The organism is Microbacterium sp. UMB0228, assembly GCF_002871415.1.
GTDB lineage: Bacteria > Actinomycetota > Actinomycetes > Actinomycetales > Microbacteriaceae > Microbacterium.
Map to the genome: position 1 here is coordinate 213,389 of NZ_PNFU01000001.1, position 16,454 is coordinate 229,842.

The 16,454-nt window shown below is 70.2% G+C and carries 19 protein-coding genes; 13 read left to right on the forward strand and 6 right to left on the reverse strand.

The genetic code is table 11. The annotated features are described in order from the left end of the window. The first annotated feature begins 6 nt into the window (after positions 1-6). The 4 genes from CJ226_RS01115 (at position 7) to CJ226_RS01130 (ending at position 1,843) form a co-directional block, all read left to right on the forward strand. Positions 7-180, forward strand: coding sequence for a CsbD family protein (locus CJ226_RS01115; protein ID WP_025104394.1), 174 nt, complete (start codon positions 7-9; stop codon positions 178-180). Positions 181-297: 117 nt separating this feature from the next. Beyond that, positions 298-864, forward strand: coding sequence for an RNA polymerase sigma factor (locus CJ226_RS01120; RefSeq protein ID WP_102208073.1), 567 nt, complete (start codon positions 298-300; stop codon positions 862-864). Next, a complete protein-coding gene (locus tag CJ226_RS01125; protein WP_102208387.1) occupies positions 861-1,466 on the forward strand; it encodes a hypothetical protein in 606 nt (201 codons plus the stop codon). Before CJ226_RS01120 ends, CJ226_RS01125 begins: the two co-directional genes overlap by 4 nt. After that, positions 1,463-1,843, forward strand: coding sequence for a hypothetical protein (locus CJ226_RS01130; protein WP_257996430.1), 381 nt, complete (start codon positions 1,463-1,465; stop codon positions 1,841-1,843). The genes CJ226_RS01125 and CJ226_RS01130 overlap by 4 nt, the downstream gene beginning before the upstream one ends. Positions 1,844-1,867: 24 nt before the next feature. Here the strand turns inward: CJ226_RS01130 and CJ226_RS01135 are convergent, their stop codons facing one another. Then, on the reverse strand, positions 1,868-2,713 hold the full coding sequence (locus CJ226_RS01135; RefSeq protein ID WP_102208074.1) for an SDR family oxidoreductase: 846 nt from the start codon (positions 2,711-2,713) through the stop codon (positions 1,868-1,870). A gap of 93 nt (positions 2,714-2,806) precedes the next feature. On the opposite strand from CJ226_RS01135, the gene CJ226_RS01140 reads away from it, so the two are divergent. The 7 genes from CJ226_RS01140 to glmM all read left to right on the forward strand — a co-directional run bounded on the left by CJ226_RS01140 (position 2,807) and on the right by glmM (position 8,941). Then, a complete protein-coding gene (locus CJ226_RS01140; RefSeq protein WP_102208075.1) occupies positions 2,807-3,172 on the forward strand; it encodes a helix-turn-helix domain-containing protein in 366 nt (121 codons plus the stop codon). Positions 3,173-3,270: 98 nt separating this feature from the next. Next, complete coding sequence (locus CJ226_RS01145) at positions 3,271-4,809, forward strand: APC family permease (RefSeq protein WP_062635769.1); 1,539 nt, start codon at positions 3,271-3,273, stop codon at positions 4,807-4,809. Between the two features lie 37 nt (positions 4,810-4,846). Next, positions 4,847-5,695, forward strand: a complete 849-nt coding sequence (gene truA, locus CJ226_RS01150) for a tRNA pseudouridine(38-40) synthase TruA (RefSeq protein ID WP_025104387.1) — start codon at positions 4,847-4,849, stop codon at positions 5,693-5,695. A gap of 53 nt (positions 5,696-5,748) precedes the next feature. Next, complete coding sequence (locus CJ226_RS01155; protein ID WP_025104386.1) at positions 5,749-6,417, forward strand: endonuclease/exonuclease/phosphatase family protein; 669 nt, start codon at positions 5,749-5,751, stop codon at positions 6,415-6,417. Between the two features lie 192 nt (positions 6,418-6,609). Next, a complete protein-coding gene (gene rplM / locus CJ226_RS01160) occupies positions 6,610-7,056 on the forward strand; it encodes a 50S ribosomal protein L13 (protein ID WP_025104385.1) in 447 nt (148 codons plus the stop codon). A 26-nt stretch (positions 7,057-7,082) separates the two neighbouring features. Continuing rightward, entirely contained in the window at positions 7,083-7,568 is a 486-nt protein-coding gene (gene rpsI / locus CJ226_RS01165; RefSeq protein ID WP_025104384.1) for a 30S ribosomal protein S9, read from the forward strand. A gap of 14 nt (positions 7,569-7,582) precedes the next feature. Next, positions 7,583-8,941, forward strand: a complete 1,359-nt coding sequence (gene glmM, locus CJ226_RS01170; protein WP_062635773.1) for a phosphoglucosamine mutase — start codon at positions 7,583-7,585, stop codon at positions 8,939-8,941. Between the two features lie 35 nt (positions 8,942-8,976). On the opposite strand, the gene CJ226_RS01175 is transcribed toward glmM, so the two are convergent. Both CJ226_RS01175 and CJ226_RS01180 read right to left on the reverse strand, forming a co-directional pair. Beyond that, complete coding sequence (locus CJ226_RS01175; protein WP_102208076.1) at positions 8,977-10,416, reverse strand: hypothetical protein; 1,440 nt, start codon at positions 10,414-10,416, stop codon at positions 8,977-8,979. Next, positions 10,413-11,198, reverse strand: a complete 786-nt coding sequence (locus CJ226_RS01180) for a glycosyltransferase family 2 protein (protein WP_102208077.1) — start codon at positions 11,196-11,198, stop codon at positions 10,413-10,415. The genes CJ226_RS01175 and CJ226_RS01180 overlap by 4 nt, the downstream gene beginning before the upstream one ends. Before the next feature lie 59 nt (positions 11,199-11,257). Here CJ226_RS01180 and CJ226_RS01185 point away from each other — a divergent pair, with 59 nt between their 5' ends. Beyond that, positions 11,258-11,704 (forward strand): GtrA family protein, encoded by a 447-nt coding sequence (locus tag CJ226_RS01185; RefSeq protein WP_102208078.1) that lies wholly within the window; start codon positions 11,258-11,260, stop codon positions 11,702-11,704. Between the two features lie 9 nt (positions 11,705-11,713). Here CJ226_RS01185 and CJ226_RS01190 read toward each other — a convergent pair whose 3' ends face one another. Together CJ226_RS01190 and CJ226_RS01195 are read right to left on the reverse strand one after the other, a co-directional pair. After that, the gene (locus tag CJ226_RS01190; RefSeq protein WP_102208079.1) at positions 11,714-13,156 is read right to left on the reverse strand and encodes a polysaccharide biosynthesis tyrosine autokinase; all 1,443 of its coding nucleotides are present in this window, start codon (positions 13,154-13,156) and stop codon (positions 11,714-11,716) included. A 73-nt stretch (positions 13,157-13,229) separates the two neighbouring features. Next, a complete protein-coding gene (locus tag CJ226_RS01195) occupies positions 13,230-14,597 on the reverse strand; it encodes a polysaccharide biosynthesis tyrosine autokinase (RefSeq protein ID WP_102208080.1) in 1,368 nt (455 codons plus the stop codon). 94 nt (positions 14,598-14,691) lie between these two features. Between CJ226_RS01195 and CJ226_RS01200 the strand changes: the two genes are divergently transcribed. Then, positions 14,692-15,792, forward strand: coding sequence for a hypothetical protein (locus CJ226_RS01200; RefSeq protein ID WP_102208081.1), 1,101 nt, complete (start codon positions 14,692-14,694; stop codon positions 15,790-15,792). A 24-nt stretch (positions 15,793-15,816) separates the two neighbouring features. Here the strand turns inward: CJ226_RS01200 and CJ226_RS01205 are convergent, their stop codons facing one another. After that, positions 15,817-16,413 (reverse strand): low molecular weight phosphatase family protein, encoded by a 597-nt coding sequence (locus tag CJ226_RS01205; protein WP_102208082.1) that lies wholly within the window; start codon positions 16,411-16,413, stop codon positions 15,817-15,819. Positions 16,414-16,454 lie beyond the last annotated feature (41 nt).

The window sequence follows — 16,454 nt, forward strand, 5'->3', positions numbered from 1 at the left end:
GGCGCCATGAGCGCGGAGGACAAGATCAAGGCCGCAGCCGAGAAGGTCGCAGGCAAGGCCAAGGAGGTCGTCGGCGAGGTCACGAACAACGACAAGCTCGTCGCCGAGGGCAAGGCCGAGCAGGCCAAGGGCGACGTCAGGAACGCGGCCGAGGATGTCAAGGACACGTTCACCAAGTGACGGAAGGGGAGGAGACGCCCGGAGGGGCGTCTCCTCCGCTCGCGCGCAGAGGGTCGATCCGATCCGATGCGGCGCGGGCTCCGAATGCCTGGGGAACCGTGAACGAGGGGTGGGGGAATGGCAGCCGATCACTGGGGTGAGGCGCTGGAGCACGCCGGGGACCGTATCGTCGCCGGCCGTGCGATGGACGGCGACGTCGCCGCGTTCGCGGTGCTCGTGCGGAGGTACACGCCGATGATGAGGGCCTACACGCAGCGGATGCTCAACGCGTCCGCGGAGGTCGACGACATCGTGCAGGACGCATTCGTGACGGCATGGCAGCGGTTCGGTGAGCTGGAGGACCCCGCGAAGGTCAAGAGCTGGCTCATGCGGATCGTGAGCCGCAAGGCGGTGGATCGGCTGCGCCGGACGCGCCCCGCGCTCGACGTGGACGAGATCGACCGACCGGCGCCGCCGCAGGCGTCGCCCCATGCGGTCGTCGAGGCGAGAGCGGGCGTCGAGGCCCTCGGCGCGGCCCTGCGCGAACTCCCGGAGGCCCAGCGCGAATGCTGGGTGCTGCGGGAGCTGGCCGGCTACAGCTACGACGAGATCGCCGAGGAGCTCGGCATCCCCGTCAGCACGGTGCGCGGACTGCTGTCCCGCGCGCGACGGTTCCTGATCACACGGATGGAGGCGTGGCGATGACCGATCACCACGAGGACGACCAGCTGCGCCGCCTCGGCCTGGAGCCCGCCGACCTCGACGGGCACACGATCGAGGAGCTCAGCGACTACCTGGACGCCGCCCGCACCCCGCGGAATCCCGCCATCGAGGAGTCGCCGGGGTGCCAGCTCGCGCTCGACGCCCTGGAGAGGCTGCGCGGGCTGGGCAGCGCCCTGATGGATGAGGACGTCTCCTCCGCGCCTGCCGCGGACGAGAGCTGGGTGGAGAGGATCCTCAGCGGCATCGCGATGGACGCCCAGGCGGGGCGCCGCATCCCCTACGCCTCCGATGATCCGGACGTGGAGCTGGCGATCACCGAAGGCGCCGTGCGCGGACTGATCCGCGCCGCGGAGGAGGCCGTCCCCGGCGTGCTGGTCGGCCGGTGCCGGCTGGAGGGCGACGTTACCGAGCCCGGAGCGCCGGTGCGGGTCGCGATCGACGCGAGCGTCCGCCTCGGCGACCCCCTCCGTCGCGTCGCCGACCGGCTGCGCGCCGAGGTGGATGCCCGGCTGCGTCGTCATACCGAGCTGCAGGTCGTGGCTATCGACGTCGCGATCACGGACGTGAGGGAGGGGTCGCGATGACCGGCACCGAGCTGTCGAAGGAGGAGCGCGCGGGTCTCGCGCGCCGGATCGAGGCGGCGCTGCGCGCCTGCTCCGGGGTGCGCGGCGTGTACCGGTCGGGGTCGCTCGTCTCCCACCTCCTACGTGCGGGCGCGTCGGCGTGGGGGAACGAGCGCGGAGTCGAACCGATCGTGTCCGTCGCCGCCGGAGCGGACGGCGTGGCGGTGGAGGCGGCGATCGGCGTCGACGGGCGGGTGCGCAGCGTCGCGACGCTGCGGCATGCCCGTGACGCCGTGGACGCGGTGCTGCGGGCCGGGGGCCTGCGCCGCGGGAGCCTCACGCTGACCGTCGCCTACGTGCAGAGCCCCACGGAACTGGGGGAGCGCCGCCGCCCGTGACGGGGACCGGCGGCGCTCCGCGGGTCACACCAGGGCGCGGAGGCCCTCGACGAGCGGGGTCGTCGGGCGGCCGATGAGGCGGCGGAGGGTGCCGTCGGTGTCCGCCAGGGCGCCGTCGCGGATGCCGGCGTCCAGGGCGACGACGAACCCGGCGGTGCCCTCGTCGAGGCCGGCGGCGCGGAGCGCGGCGAGCTGCTCGTCGGCGGAGAGCGGGACGAACACGACCTCGCGGCCCGTCACCTCGGTCATCGCGGCCGCGAGGTCGGCGTAGGTCCATGCGACGTCCCCGCCGAGCTCGTAGACCGCACCAAGATGTCCGTCCTCGGTGGCGACGGCGGCGGCGGCCTCGGCGTAGTCCTTCCGGCTGGCGGAGGCGACGCGGCCCTCTCCGGTGCCGGCGCTGAGGGTGCCGGTCTCCGCTGCACGAGCGAGGTCGGCGGCGTAGTTCTCGGTGTACCAGTTGTTGCGGAGGATCACCGCGGGAAGGCCGGCGGCCGCGATGAGCTCCTCGGTGGCCTTGTGCTCGGGAGCCAGGACGAGGGAGCTTGTAGTGGCCTTCGGAGCGCTCGTGTAGACGAACTTCGACACCCCGGCATCCTTCGCGGCCTCGATGACCGCCTGATGCTGCGCGACGCGCTGGCCCACCTCCGAGCCGGAGACCAGCACGACGGTGTCCACGCCGTCGAGCGCCGCCGCGACCGAAGCCGGGTCGGTGTAGTCGAGACGGACGACGGGCACGCCGAGGTCGGCCCCCTTGGCGAGGTCGCGGGCGCCGGCACGGATCGTCTGCGGGTCGACGCCGCGCGCGAGCAGGGCGGCGACGATGAGGCGGCCGAGGTGACCGGTCGAACCGGTGACGAGGATGGTCATGGGAGTCCTTTCGTTGCTGACTCCCCGGACAACCCCGGCAGCCGTGCTCCGCATTCCTTTCGGCGGGTACCCACTTTTCGGTAAGGTACCCACATGACGGTGAGTTTTGCGCAGATCCGCGATTCCCAGCCCGCTCTCTTCGACCAGGGATGCGGCACGCGCGTGATCCTCGACCACATCATGAGCAAGTGGGGCGTGCTCGTGCTCTCCTGCCTCTCCGACGGCACGCGGCGCTGGGGCGAGCTGCGTCGGGAGGTGGACGGCATCAGCGAGAAGATGCTCGCGTCGACCCTGCGGAGCCTCACCGACGACGGCCTGGTGCACCGGGAGTCGCTGCCGACGGTGCCGCCGCATGTCGAGTACAGCCTCACGCCGCTCGGGCGTGACCTGATGGAGCGGATGCTTCCTCTGATGGAGTGGGTGGCCGCACACGCCGACGGAATGCTCGGTCGCGACTGACCCACGGAATCCTTCGCGTATCTGAACGCGACGCATGGATTCCGTTGCAGAAACAAAAGGATTGACGGGATACCGCGGCGAGCCGTACTGTTCAGGACATGGCAACGACGCCCATCCACCTTGAACGCCCCGACGGCAAGGGCCTGGCCGCAGGCACCCTCGGCCTGTGGGGCTCCACCGTCATCGGGCTCGCCTCCACGGCCCCCGTCTACTCGCTCGTGGCGACGCTCGGCTTCGTCGTGCTCGCCGTCGGCGCGCAGGCGCCGATCGCCTTCATCATCGCCTTCGTGCCGATGCTGCTGATCGCCTTCGCCTATCGCGAGCTCAACAACGCCGTCCCCGATTGCGGCACCACGTTCACCTGGGGCACCAAGGCCTTCGGGCCGTGGGTGGGCTGGATGGGCGGCTGGGGCGTCGCGGTCGCCGGCATGGTCGTGCTCGCGAACCTCGCGCAGATCGCCTCCGTGTACTTCTGGTCGCTGATCGGGCAGGACCTCGAGAACAACGACTGGCGCGTCGTCGTCGTAGCCGTGCTGTTCATCGCGGCGATGACCTGGGTGAGCTGGCGCGGGGTCGAGATCGGCGAGCGCATCCAGAACGTGCTCCTCGCGATCCAGTACCTCGCGCTGGCGGTCTTCATCGTGGCCGCCCTCTGGCAGTTCTTCACGGGCGACGCCCCCGCCGCCACCCCGTTCTCGTGGGAGTGGCTGAACCCCTTCGGCTTCACCGACTGGTCGGGCTTCACCGAGGCGATCCTCCTCGCGCTCTTCATCTACTGGGGATGGGACACCTGCCTCGCCCTCAACGAGGAGACGAAGGACCCGAAGCGCATCCCCGGTCGCGCCGCGGTGCTCACCTGCGTCATCCTCCTGGTGACGTACGTCGCGGTGACGATCGCCGCGATGATGTACGCCGGACTCGGCGAGGACGGCACGGGACTCGGCAACGAGGCCAACGCCGACGACTTCTTCCTGGCCATCAAGGACGGGCTGCTCGGACCGTTCGGCTGGGTGCTCGTGGTCGCGGTCATCATCTCGGCGATCTCGTCCACCCAGACGACCATCCTCCCGACCGCCCGCGGCACGCTCGCGATGGGCGTGTACCGGGCGCTCCCGGCGAAGTTCAAGGACGTGCACCCGGTCTACAAGACGCCGTCGTTCTCGACCATCGTCATGGGCGTGGTGGCTTCCCTCTACTACGTCGGCATGACCCTCATCAGCGACAACATCCTGCAGGACTCGATCCTCTCGCTGGGCCTCGCGATCGCGTTCTACTACGCCATCACCGGTTTCGCCTGCGTCTGGTACTTCCGTGCCGACCTGCGCCGCTCGACCCGCGACCTGTTCTTCAAGGGCATCTTCCCGCTGCTCGGAGCGCTGCTGCTGACCGGCGCGTTCGTGCAGTCGGCGATCGACATGTGGGATGTCGACTACGGCTACACCGTGCTCTTCGGCATCGGCGGCACGTTCGTGATCGGCATCGGGTCGCTGGCGATCGGCCTCGTCCTGATGCTCCTCTGGTACCTCTTCCCGCGGTCGAAGCGGTTCTTCCGGGGCGAGAGCCTGAACCGTGAGACCGAGGTGATGGTGCCGGAGGAGCCGGGCGCGATGATCCGCTCGGTCGACGGCGGCATCTGAGCGCAGGGTGCGCGCGCGGCTGTCCTAGGCTGGCCTCGTGCGCATCCGGCTCGACATCGCCTACGACGGCACCCATTTCCGCGGGTGGGCCACGCAGCCCACGCTCCGCACGGTCCAGGGGACGCTGGAGGCGGCGCTCGCCCGGATCGTCGGCTCCGACGTGCGGTTCGTCGTCGCCGGGCGGACGGACGCCGGCGTGCATGCGAGCGGACAGGTCGCGCACGTGGATCTCGACGAGGCGCAGTGGGCCCGGATCCAGGCACGACACGGCCGCGCCGCCGAGGATCCCGCGGGCAGCATCGCGGCGCGCATGCGCGGGGTGCTCGGCGCCTACCCCGACGTGACGGTCGTGCGCTCCTCCCTCGCCCCCGAGGGCTTCGACGCGCGCTTCTCCGCCGTCTGGCGGCGCTACCGCTATCGCCTGGCCGACGACCTTGCCGGCTATGACCCGCTGCGGCGTCTCGACACCACGACGATCCGCGGCCGGTTGGACGCCGAGGCCATGGACGCCGCCGCCCGGACCCTCATCGGTCTGCACGACTTCGCCGCCTACTGCAAGCCCCGCGAGGAGGCCACGACCATCCGCACACTGCTCGACTACCGGTGGCAGCGGGACGCGGACGGGGTGCTCGTCGCGGAGGTGAAGGCGGACGCGTTCTGCCACAGCATGGTGCGGGCCCTCGTCGGCGCCTGCGCGGCGGTGGGGGAAGGGCGCCTCGACGTCGGCGACCTCGTCGTGCTCCGCGATGCCCTCACGCGGACCAGCGAGTTCAAGGTGCTCGCCGCCCGCGGGCTCACGCTCACCGAGGTCGGATACCCCGCCGACGACCTCCTCGCCGCGCGGGCAGCCCAGACCCGCGCCCGCCGGGACCACGAGACCGACTGATCGTCCGGATCCGGAGCCGGGGCACAGATGGGGCGGGTAGCGTGGGGACGATCATGAAGGTCATCTCCTACAACCTGCGCAAGCACCGGGCCGCCGGCGAGCTCGCGGCGCTCGTCGATGAGCATGATCCCGACATCCTCTGCCTGCAGGAGTGCGACGTCCCGGAGCTGCCGGACCGGATCGGCGGTCTCGTGCTGGCGGATGCGACGCAGGGCAACCGCCTCGGACTCGCGCTCTTCTATCGCGAGAGCACCTACCGTCTGCAGGGCATCCGCACGCTGGGCCTGAAGAAGTCGCTGCACGATCGGATCGCCAAGCCGGCGCACGAGCGCGTGCTCGGCGCGCGCCTGCGCGACATCGACGACGGCGGCGAGTTCATCGTCGCGTCCTTCCACGCCGCGCCCCTGACGGCGTTGAACTCGCTGCGGCGGCATCAGATCCGTGCGGCGCTCGCCGAGCTCGCGACGCTGGGCGAGGGGCTGCCGCAGCTCATGGTGGGGGATTACAACTACCCCGTGTTCAAGGAGAACCTCGGGCAGGCCGTGCGCGACCAGGGCTACGCGCTCTCCCTCAGCGACGACCACACCTACACGCGCTACCGCGTCTTCCGCGGGCACTACGACTTCGCGACGTCGTCCGGCTTCGAGATCGAGCGCATCACCACGCTGCCGCAGCGTTCCAGCGACCACCGCCCGATCCTCGTGACGGTCCGCCCGGACTGAGTCCGGGCCGCCGGCGGGTTTGGGAATGCCGTTCCGGTGGCGTATGCTGACTCTTTGGTGCCCTTCCCTGTCCTGCGGGGAAGACGCACATCCGAACGTGAGCCCTCCACTGGCGTGTTCCTCCCCGTAGGGAAGAACCACCCCGGAGTGGGATTCACGAACACCTCCGTTCGACAAGAAAGCAGCACTATCGTGACGCGCACTTACACCCCCAAGGCTGGCGAAGTCCAGCGCGACTGGGTCGTCATCGACGCCACCGACGTCGTTCTCGGCCGTCTGGCTTCGCACGCGGCGACGCTCCTGCGTGGCAAGCACAAGCCGACCTTCGCCAACCACATCGACTCGGGTGACTTCGTCATCATCGTGAACGCCGACAAGGTCGCGCTCACCGGTCAGAAGCTCCAGAAGAAGATGGCGTACCGCCACTCCGGTTACCCGGGTGGCCTCAAGGCCGTCAGCTACGCCGAGCTCCTCGAGAAGAACCCGGTCCGCGCCGTGGAGAAGGCCATCCGTGGCATGCTCCCGAAGAACAGCCTGGGCCGCCAGCAGCTGTCGAAGCTGAAGGTGTACGCCGGTGCCGAGCACCCGCACGCCGCGCAGCAGCCCCAGCCGTACACCCTCGACCAGGTCGCCCAGTAAGCGCCGTACAGACTAAGGACATACTCGTGGCTGACATCCAGGACTCCACCGAAAACCTCCAGAACTTCTCGACGTCGACCCCGGAGACCGACGCGGTCGAGGCGGCTCCCCGCCCCGTGCTGAGCGTCCCCGGCGCCGCTGTCGGCCGTCGCAAGCAGGCGATCGCCCGCGTGCGTCTGGTTCCCGGCTCGGGCACCATCACGGTCAACGGCCGCACGCTCGAGGACTACTTCCCGAACAAGCTGCACCAGCAGCTCATCAACGACCCGTTCACCGCGCTGAACCTCGCCGGTGCCTACGACGTGATCGCCCGCATCTCGGGTGGTGGCGACTCCGGCCAGGCCGGCGCGCTGCGTCTCGGCATCGCCCGTGCCCTCAACGGCATCGACGCGGAGAACAACCGTCCGACCCTCAAGAAGGCCGGCTTCCTCTCGCGCGACGCTCGCGTCAAGGAGCGCAAGAAGGCCGGACTCAAGAAGGCCCGTAAGGCGCCTCAGTACTCGAAGCGTTAAGGTCCACTGCTCCGATGCCGATCTTTGGCACGGACGGCGTGCGAGGACTCGCCAATGGCATCCTCACCGCCGACCTGGCGCTCACCCTGGCCCAGGCGACTGCTGTCGTCCTGGGCCAGGGCCGTACGGCGGAGGCTCGCAAGGCCGAAGGCAAGCGACTCACCGCCGTCGTCGCCCGTGACCCTCGGGTCTCCGGGCATTTCCTGACTGCCGCCGTCGCCGCGGGGCTCGCCTCCTCAGGTGTCGACGTCCTCGAGGCCGGGGTGATTCCCACGCCGGCGCTGGCATTCCTCGTCGCGGACCGCGACGCCGACTTCGGCGTGATGATCTCCGCGTCGCACAACGCGGCGCCCGACAACGGGATCAAGATCTTCGCCCGCGGCGGACGCAAGCTCCCTGACATCGTGGAGCAGCGCATCGAGGAAGCCATGCACGGCGAGATGCTGCGCCCGACCGGGGCCGGTGTCGGCCGCATCGACCGCTTCTCGGACGCCGAGGACCGCTACGTCGTCCATCTGCTCGCCTCGCTCCCGCATCGCCTCGAGGGCATCCACGTCGTGCTCGACTGCGCCCACGGCGCCGCCTCCGGTGTCTCGCCGGAGACGTTCCGCGACGCGGGCGCCGAGGTCACGGTGATCGGTGCCGACCCCGACGGCTGGAACATCAACGACGGCGTCGGTTCGACCCACCTCGACAACCTCGCCGAAGCCGTCGTCCGGCTCGGCGCCGACGTCGGCATCGCGCACGACGGCGACGCGGATCGCTGCCTCGCGGTCGACGCACAGGGCAACGTCGTGGACGGCGACCAGATCATGGCCATCCTCGCCGTGTCGATGAAGGAGCGCGGTCGTCTCACCGACGACACCCTCGTGGCCACGGTCATGAGCAACCTCGGCCTGCACGTCGCGATGCGCGAGCACGGGATCACGGTGCGGCAGACGGCCGTCGGCGACCGCTACGTGCTCGAGGACATGAACGCCGGCGGCTACGCCCTCGGCGGCGAGCAGTCCGGACACGTCATCATGAGCGAATACGCCACCACCGGCGACGGCCTGCTCACCGGTCTGCACCTGGTGGCCGAGATGGCACGGCAGGGGAAGTCCCTCGCCGAGCTCGCGTCCGTCATGACCGTGTACCCGCAGCTGCTGATCAACGTCCGCGACGTCGACAAGGATCGCGTCGCCGATGACGAGGTCGTGCAGCAGGCGGTGCGCGACGTCGAAGCCGAGCTGGGAGACACCGGGCGTGTGCTGCTGCGCAAGTCCGGCACCGAGCCGCTCGTGCGGGTCATGGTCGAGGCGGCCGACTCCGCGTCGGCACGGGCCCACGCCGAACGACTGGCTGCCGTGGTGCAGGAGCGCCTCGCCCTCTGACCCGCGGTGCGGGTCCGGTCACCGCCGCTCCCTTCTCAGGGCGCGGCGCAGATCCGGTACAGGCCCGCGTCCACGAGCGTCTCCGTGGTGCAGAGTGCGGCGGTGAGGCGGGGGGTGTCGGCCATCGCCGGCGCGTCGTGAAGACCGAGATGCGCGCCGGAGAGGACGACGGGCGCGACGGCGATGCCCCACGGTTCCGCCGCGATCCAGGCGATGTCGTTCTCCCGCACCCAGTCCGCGAGCGGTGCGACGGCCTGTCGCTGCTGCTCCAGGGTCAACGGGCGAGGGGCGGACGCACTCGTGACGTGGACCGCGGCTCCCGCCGCGACGATGAGCGCGAGGACCGCCGCGGCGGCTTTCGCCCAACCTCGATCCACCACCCGTGTCGCGGCCCAGACAGCCACGGCGGCGAGGACGGGGAAGAAGGCGAGGATGCCCGGCGCCGGGTGTCGGACCCACAGGGGCAGCCGCGAGGCCGTGGCCCACCATCCGACGAAGGCGAGAGCGCCCACGCCGGCGGCGAGAGCATAGGCGATCACCACGCGATCCGCTTCCCGCGAGGAGCGCCAGCGGCGGATCACGCCGGTCGCGGCGAGGCCGAGCGCGATGGCGGCGCCGACGAGCGCGACCCACGCGGGAAGCGACCAGGAGTCGGCCAGCGTGGCCAGCTTCTGGATGAGGGACGTCCCCGCGTCTCCCTGTCCTCCGCTGCGGACGAACCGGATGAGCTCGCGGACGTGCTCGATGAAGGCCGCGGGGCCGAGCGAGAGCAGCGCCGCGAGCTCGAAGAGCGCCGTCGGCAGGGCGACCAGAGCCAGCGGGAGCCAGGAGCGGCGCAGCGTCCTCCGGATCCGCGCCCAGCCCGATCCCTCGGCCAGCACCCACAGGGCGACGGCGAAGGCGGGCAGCGCCAGCAGGGCGATGAGCTTGGACTGCACAGCGAGACCGACCAGAAGACCGGCGAGCCAGGGCCGGCGCTGCAGGACCACCAGCGCCCAGACGAGCAGAGCGGCGGCGGGGATCTCGCCCAGGAGGTCGGCCGGACCCTGGATCGGCGACACTCCGGCATCCGCCGTGAACGCGAGCGGGACGGCCGCCGCGAGCAGGCTCGCTGACGGTCCGGCGATCCGCCACCCGAGGACAGCCGAGCCCGCCACCAGCAGGGCCCAGAAGGCGAGAGGGACGAGGCGCGCCGCCAGCACCGGGTCCATCCCGGTGGCGAGTAGGGCGGACACAGGCAGAAGCACGACCGGTCCGGTGGAGATCCGTGGGTCGAACGGCGTGATCGTCGAACCGGAGAGGGCGCCGTCGCTCGCATAGCCGAGGCCCGCGAGGAGGTTGCGGGGGACGGTCAGATTGAACGCCTCGTCCTCCCAGAACGGACGGGTGAGCAGGCTGTGCCAGACGACCACGACGTGCCCGGCCAGCAGGGCGGCCGCGGCCACCCAGAAGAGGAGGGTGCGAGCCCGGCTCATGATCCCACATGCTCCGGTCGCGGCAGGTGCCGCAACGGAGCAGACGGACGGAGGGAGAGCTGCCAGGCCTCGGCGAGAGCGGCGCGCACGAACGTGCGGAGTCGCTTGGGCGGAAGGGAGATCCCGCCCGCTCGGCCCCACATGGTTCCGGTGCTCGATGCGCCGCGGCGCGGAATGCTCTCCACGCGCAGATAGCGCACTCGGAAGCCGCCCCGGGCTTCCGCGAGGGAGAAGTGCACGTGCGGCACCGTGGCGTCCGCAGGCACGGCGTCGATCAGCACGCGCAGCGCCTCCGGTCGGTAGGCCCGGAGGGGGGTGTTCACATCGGGGATGCGCTGGCCGGCGGCGACCGCGATGAGAAGCCCGACCGCGCCGGTGAGGACCCTGCGATACCAGGGGTCGGTGCGGCCGTCCCGTACCCCGTGCACCACATCCGCGTTCTCCGACATGAGCGCCTCGATCAGGCGGGGGAAGTCCGCGCCATGGAACTGGCCGTCGCCGTCGACGTGCACGAGGACCTCCGGATCGACGGAGAGGCCCGCGCGGTAGGCCGCGAGGGCCGTCGGGCCGTGGCCACGATTCACGGCCTGCACCTCCACCACCGTGTCGGCGACGCCGTCGAAGGCCGCCGCGGTGGCATCCGTCGACCGATCGTCGGCGACATGGAAGCTGACCACCTCCGTCAGCGGGGTGACGGCGGTGCGGATCTCATCGATGAAGCCCCGGATGCCTTCTACTTCGTTGTAGGCAGGCATGACGATGGCGAGGTGGCGGAGAGTCACGGAGTCCTCAGGTGCGGGTGACGGGTGGCGGGCTGCTCAGCAAGTAGCCTAGTTGAGCCATGAATCCTCCCTCGCGACTGCGCCGCCTCGCCGGCGTCGGCAGTCGGTTCCTCGTCGTCGGCGCGCTGAGCACCCTCATCGAGGTCGGCGTCTTCAACCTCCTCGTCTTCGTGTGGGGATGGGACGTCGTGGCGGCCAAGATCATGGCATCGCTCGTCGCCCTCGTGAACGCGTACATCGGCAACCGCGAGTGGACGTTCCGCCACCGCGATCGCCGCGGGCGGACCGCCGAGGTGCTGCTGTTCCTCGCGACGAATGCCGTATGCACGGCGCTCGGCGCCGTGCTCGTGTGGGTCGGCGTCGAGGCGATCGGCGGCGTGCTCGGCCGCACACCGGGAGCGGTGGCCGTCAACGTGGTGAATCTCGTCAGCATCGTCATCGTGGTGCTGCTGCGCTTCGTGCTCTACCACGGCGTGGTGTTCCGGGTCACGTCGCCGAAGGCCTGAGGGGACGAGTCAGGCGGTCGCCTTGGCTCGTCCTCTCCGGGGGCGGGCGTCCGACCTCTTGAGCTGGACCGGATCCTGCTCGATCGTGGTGGTCGCGCCATAGGTGTACGCGCCGTAGCCGTAGCTGTCAGGGCCCTTGGTCGGGAGCATCGTCACGACGGTGCCGAGCATCGCCACGCCCGCTGTCTCGAGGGTGCGGATCGCGCCGGCGAGCTCCTGCTTCTTCGTCTTTCCGGAGGCGGCGACCAGGATCACCCCGCTTGTCTTCTTGCCGATCACCGCGGCGTCCGTCACGGGCAGGAGCGGCGGCGCGTCGATGAGGATGTAGTCGAAGTACTCCGTCATCGACGACAACATCTGGTCCATCGCCGAGGACCCGAGGAGCTCACTCGGGTTCGGCGGAACGGGGCCGCTGGGCAGCACATACAGCTGGTTCGGTCCCCATTTCTGCAGCGCGTCGGCGACGTCGACACGTCCGATGAGCACCGTGGTCAGACCGACTCCACCCTCGATTCCCATGTAGTCGGCGATGCGTGGCAGACGGAGGTCCCCGTCGATCAGGGCGACCCTGACCCCTGTCTCCGCCAGGGCGATCGCAAGGTTGGCCGTCGTCGTCGACTTGCCTTCGCCCGGCCCGGAACTCGATACGACCATCGCCCGTGGGCCCGAGTCCACGCGAAGGAACTGCAGGTTGGTGCGGAGGGTCCGGAAGGACTCCGATCGCGGGCTGCGGGGGTCAGCGTGCACGATCAGTGGACGTTTCTGGGCTTCGGGATCGAAGGCGATGCCGCCCAGCATCGGGCGATCCGTGATCTGCTCGAGGTCGTGGAGCGTGTGGATGCGTACGTCGAGGATCTGCCGCAACACGGCGATGGCCGCGCCGGCGCCGAGACCGAGCAGGCCACCGAGCAGGATGAGCAGCGGGACGTTCGGACTGGAGGGAGCGGTCGGAGCGGTCGCCGGGTCGGTGACCGTGATGCTCACCGGGCTCGTCGCGCCCTCGGCGGTCGGCTTCTCCAGGGTGTTCTGCACGGCAGCGGCGAAGCTGATCGCCGTCTGGTTCGCGATCTGCGCCGTCCGCTCGGGATCGGTGTCCGTCGCGGTGATGTTGATCGTGACCGTGTTCAGAGGAGTCGTCGCCGTCACCTGAGAGGCGAGACCTGTGACGGTCGTATCGAGACCCAGCTCGTCGATGACCGGCTGCAGAACCAGTTCGGTGCCGATCACGTCGACGTACGTCGTGACCATCTGCCGCGCGAACGTCGTGCCCTGGACGAGGTCGCCGGTCGCGGCACCCTCGCTGCGCACGGAGACATACAGCTGGGTGGACGCCACGTATCTCGGCGGCTGGGCGAGGGCGTACGCGGCTCCGGCGAGCACGCCGATCAGCAGCAGCACGAGCATGATGATCCAGTTCCTGTGCAGGATGCGCAGGTAGTCGCGAAGTTCCACGCGGGAGATCTCCTGAAGTCTGTGGGGGGGAGAATGCGGTCATTCTCGCATAGCGGGGTGGGCGGGTGAGTTCTCAGCGCAGGATCTTCGCGCCTCGCTGTCTCGACGACGGAGACCGTCTGGAGGTCGTTCCGGGCAGCATCGTGACGACGGTGCCGAGAACCGTGGCGCCGACCTTGTCGATGCTGTCGATGGCTGCGCGCAGCCGTGGGACCGTCGTCTTTCCGGCGGCGACGACAAGGAGCGCTCCGTTGGCTCGGCCGGCAAGCACTGCGGCATCCGTGACGAGCAGAACCGGTGGCGCGTCGATGATGACGATGTCGAATGCGGCACGGAGATCGGCGAGCAGGGACGACATCGCGGCGGAGCCTAGGAGTTCCGCCGGGTTCGGGGGGATGGTGCCGGCGGGAAGCAGGAAGAGCGCGCCGCGGCCCCAGCGCTGCAGCGCCTCGCTCGCAGCGAGGCGCCCGGCGAGTACGTCAGTGAGCCCGGCTCCTCCCTCGATCGAGAAATAGTCCGCGACGCGCGGCATGCGCAGGTCGCCGTCCACCAGCGCCACCCGCGAGCCGGACTGGGCGAACGCGATCGCCAGATTCGCCGCGGTCGTCGACTTCCCCTCTCCTGGGCCCGCGCTGGTGATGACGAAAACCGGGGCTGTGCCGGCTGCGGCGAGGAAGTCGACGTTTGTGCGAAGGGCGCGGAAACCCTCCGTCCGAGGATCGCGCGGATCGGCGGCGACTATCAAGGGTCGCCGGTGAGCTGCGGGATCGAAGGCGATAGCGCCGAGGATGGGCAGCGAGGTCGCGCGCTCCACGTCGCTGATGGATCGGACGCGTGTGTCGACGATGGTGCGAAGTGCCGTCAGGGCGAATCCGGCAGCGGCGCCGACGATCGCGCCGAGCATCAGCGAGGTCGCGAAGCTCGGGGCGACGGGGGTCACCGGTACCTGCGCCATCTGCAGCGTGTCGATGCGGATGGGACTCGCCGAGTCGTCGGCGCGCTTCTCCAGTTGCTCGACGACAACCGTCGCGAAGCTCTCTCCGATCGCGTTGGCGAGGCGGGCGGATTGACTCGGGCTGCCGTCGGAGACGGTCACGGAGATGGCCAGGCTGTTCAGCTCGGCGGATGCCGTGACCTTCTCGGCCAGTTGCGCGGGACGGAGGTCCAAGCCCAGGTCGTCGATGACAGGCTGGAGGACGAGGGCGCTGGGCACGAGCGCGACGTAACTGGACACCGCCTGCTGGGCGTAAGTGCGACCGAGGTTCAGATCGGTCGAGTCCGCCGACGAGGCCTGTACGGAGACGAACAACGTGGTCGTCGAGTCGTACCGCGCCGGAGCGTTCAGGGCGACGAAGGCTCCGCCTGCGACACCGATGAGCACCGCTGAGACGAGCAGCACCGCATTGCGTCGCAGGACGCGCACGTAATCGTGAATCTCCATCGTCCCCCGAACATGACCGCTTCGTCGTCCGACGCCGGTAGTAGTGTTTCTCGAGACTATCCTCCTCACGCCCCTCTCGTACGGAAGCAGCCCGATGAGCACGCTCGACGATCTCTTCGCGGGCGATCGTCACGCCCCGAGCGGTGCGCGCGATCACGGCTCGACGGTCGTCAGTGCGAAGCTGGAACGCCTGATCGGGGAACCGCGGAGGGAACCCCTCCGCGTCCACGGCGACGCGGAGACGTTGCGGCTGCGAGAGATGGTCACCGCTCCTCGGCCCGCGGGGGCGGTGGAGGGCGTCTCGCCCCCGCGCGCTCCGGCCGCGCCATCGCGTCGAGCGCGCCGGCGCCGGCTCCGTATCGACGGGGTCAGCGCCATCGCGGCGGCTCTGGCCATCGCCGCTGTTGTGGGAGCTGCGGGGTTCGCAGGCGTGAAGGCGGCGAGCACGTCGCCTGCCGAGACGGCTGCGGAGGCCCTGACGGAGGACCGGGCGGCCCTCGACAGCGCCATGCAGGGACTGCAGGCCGCCGCGGGGCGCCTCAACGCCCAGACGTCAGCGGAGAGCGAGGCGGCCGCCGCCGCGCGCTCGATGCTCGTCGAACTCGACGTCACCGTCGTGGATCCCGTGGCGCGCGACGCGGCGGTCGCGGCGGCCGACACCTACATCGGCGCACTGCGGACGTTGGTGACGCCGGCGCTGCCGCAACTGAAGCCGCCGTCGCCGGTGGACACCGGATCTCTCCCGGACGTCGCAGCGGCCATCGACGATGTGCGAGCGCAGGCGCAACTGGTCGACGAGAGACTCACTCAGGTTCGTCTGCTCCGAGCCACCGCCGAATCGCACCGCCCTCCCTTCATTCAGGCCCTGAGCTCCTTCGCCGCCGGGTTCTCCGACCGGGCTGAACGTGAGGTCCGGGCGAATCCGGCGGCTACTGCGCAGTTCCGTGACGCCGTCACGGCGGCAGCCGCGCGCGTCGCGACTGCGGCGCTGAACGAGCCCGACGGCCAGGCGGCGCTCCTCGCGTATCAGGAGGCGGTCCGGGCTCTTCGGGCCGACGACCGTCGCGAGCGTCTCGAGGTCGAACAGGCACAACGCGGGCAGGCAGACCAGAGCGCCGAGGAGCAGGGGGGGGACCCCACTGCGCCGCCAGAGGTCGAGACGGCTCCCGAGAGCGGAACCGAACCTCAGCCGTGATCGGCGCTCGCGGGTGACGGCAGGTCAGCGCTCGGCGACGGCGAGACGGACCACCCGGACGACCTGCGAGACGGCTGGCACGAGCTGACCGGCGGATCGTTCGTATGTCGCCAGGGACCGGCGGTACGGGTCGACGATGTCGTCGTCCTCGGCGCTGAGGGGCGGCGGCGCCATGCCGCGACGGCCTGCGACTACCCCGACGGCGGCGCGCAGCTTCGAGGAGGGATCGGCGTGGTGAGACGCCGCCTCTCGAAGCTCGGTGTCGGATGCGTCGGCGGCCAAGCGGGCGAACTCGCGAAGCGTGAAGGCGGCTCGCAGACGGGCCGGTGCCAGCTCCACGACGGACCGGCGATGCTCCCGTGACATCGCCAGGATCAGGTCAGGTGTTTCCAGCAGGGAGGCGGTGAGTTGGCGGGACCGATGCGCTGTTGCGACGTCGTGGGCGACCCCGTACCGAGTGGCGAGGGCGATCGCCTCCTCCGGCATACCCGCGCCCGCGAGGCTTCGGGTACCCGCGCTGGTGATCGTCCCCGGAAGATCGGCCAGACCGGCGCGGAGCAGCTGTTCGGCCAGCGGGGAGCGGCAGATGTTGCCGGTGCAGATGGTGGTGATCTCGAACACGGGAGCCTTTCATGGCGGTCGAGGTCAGCGTAGCCGTGTTC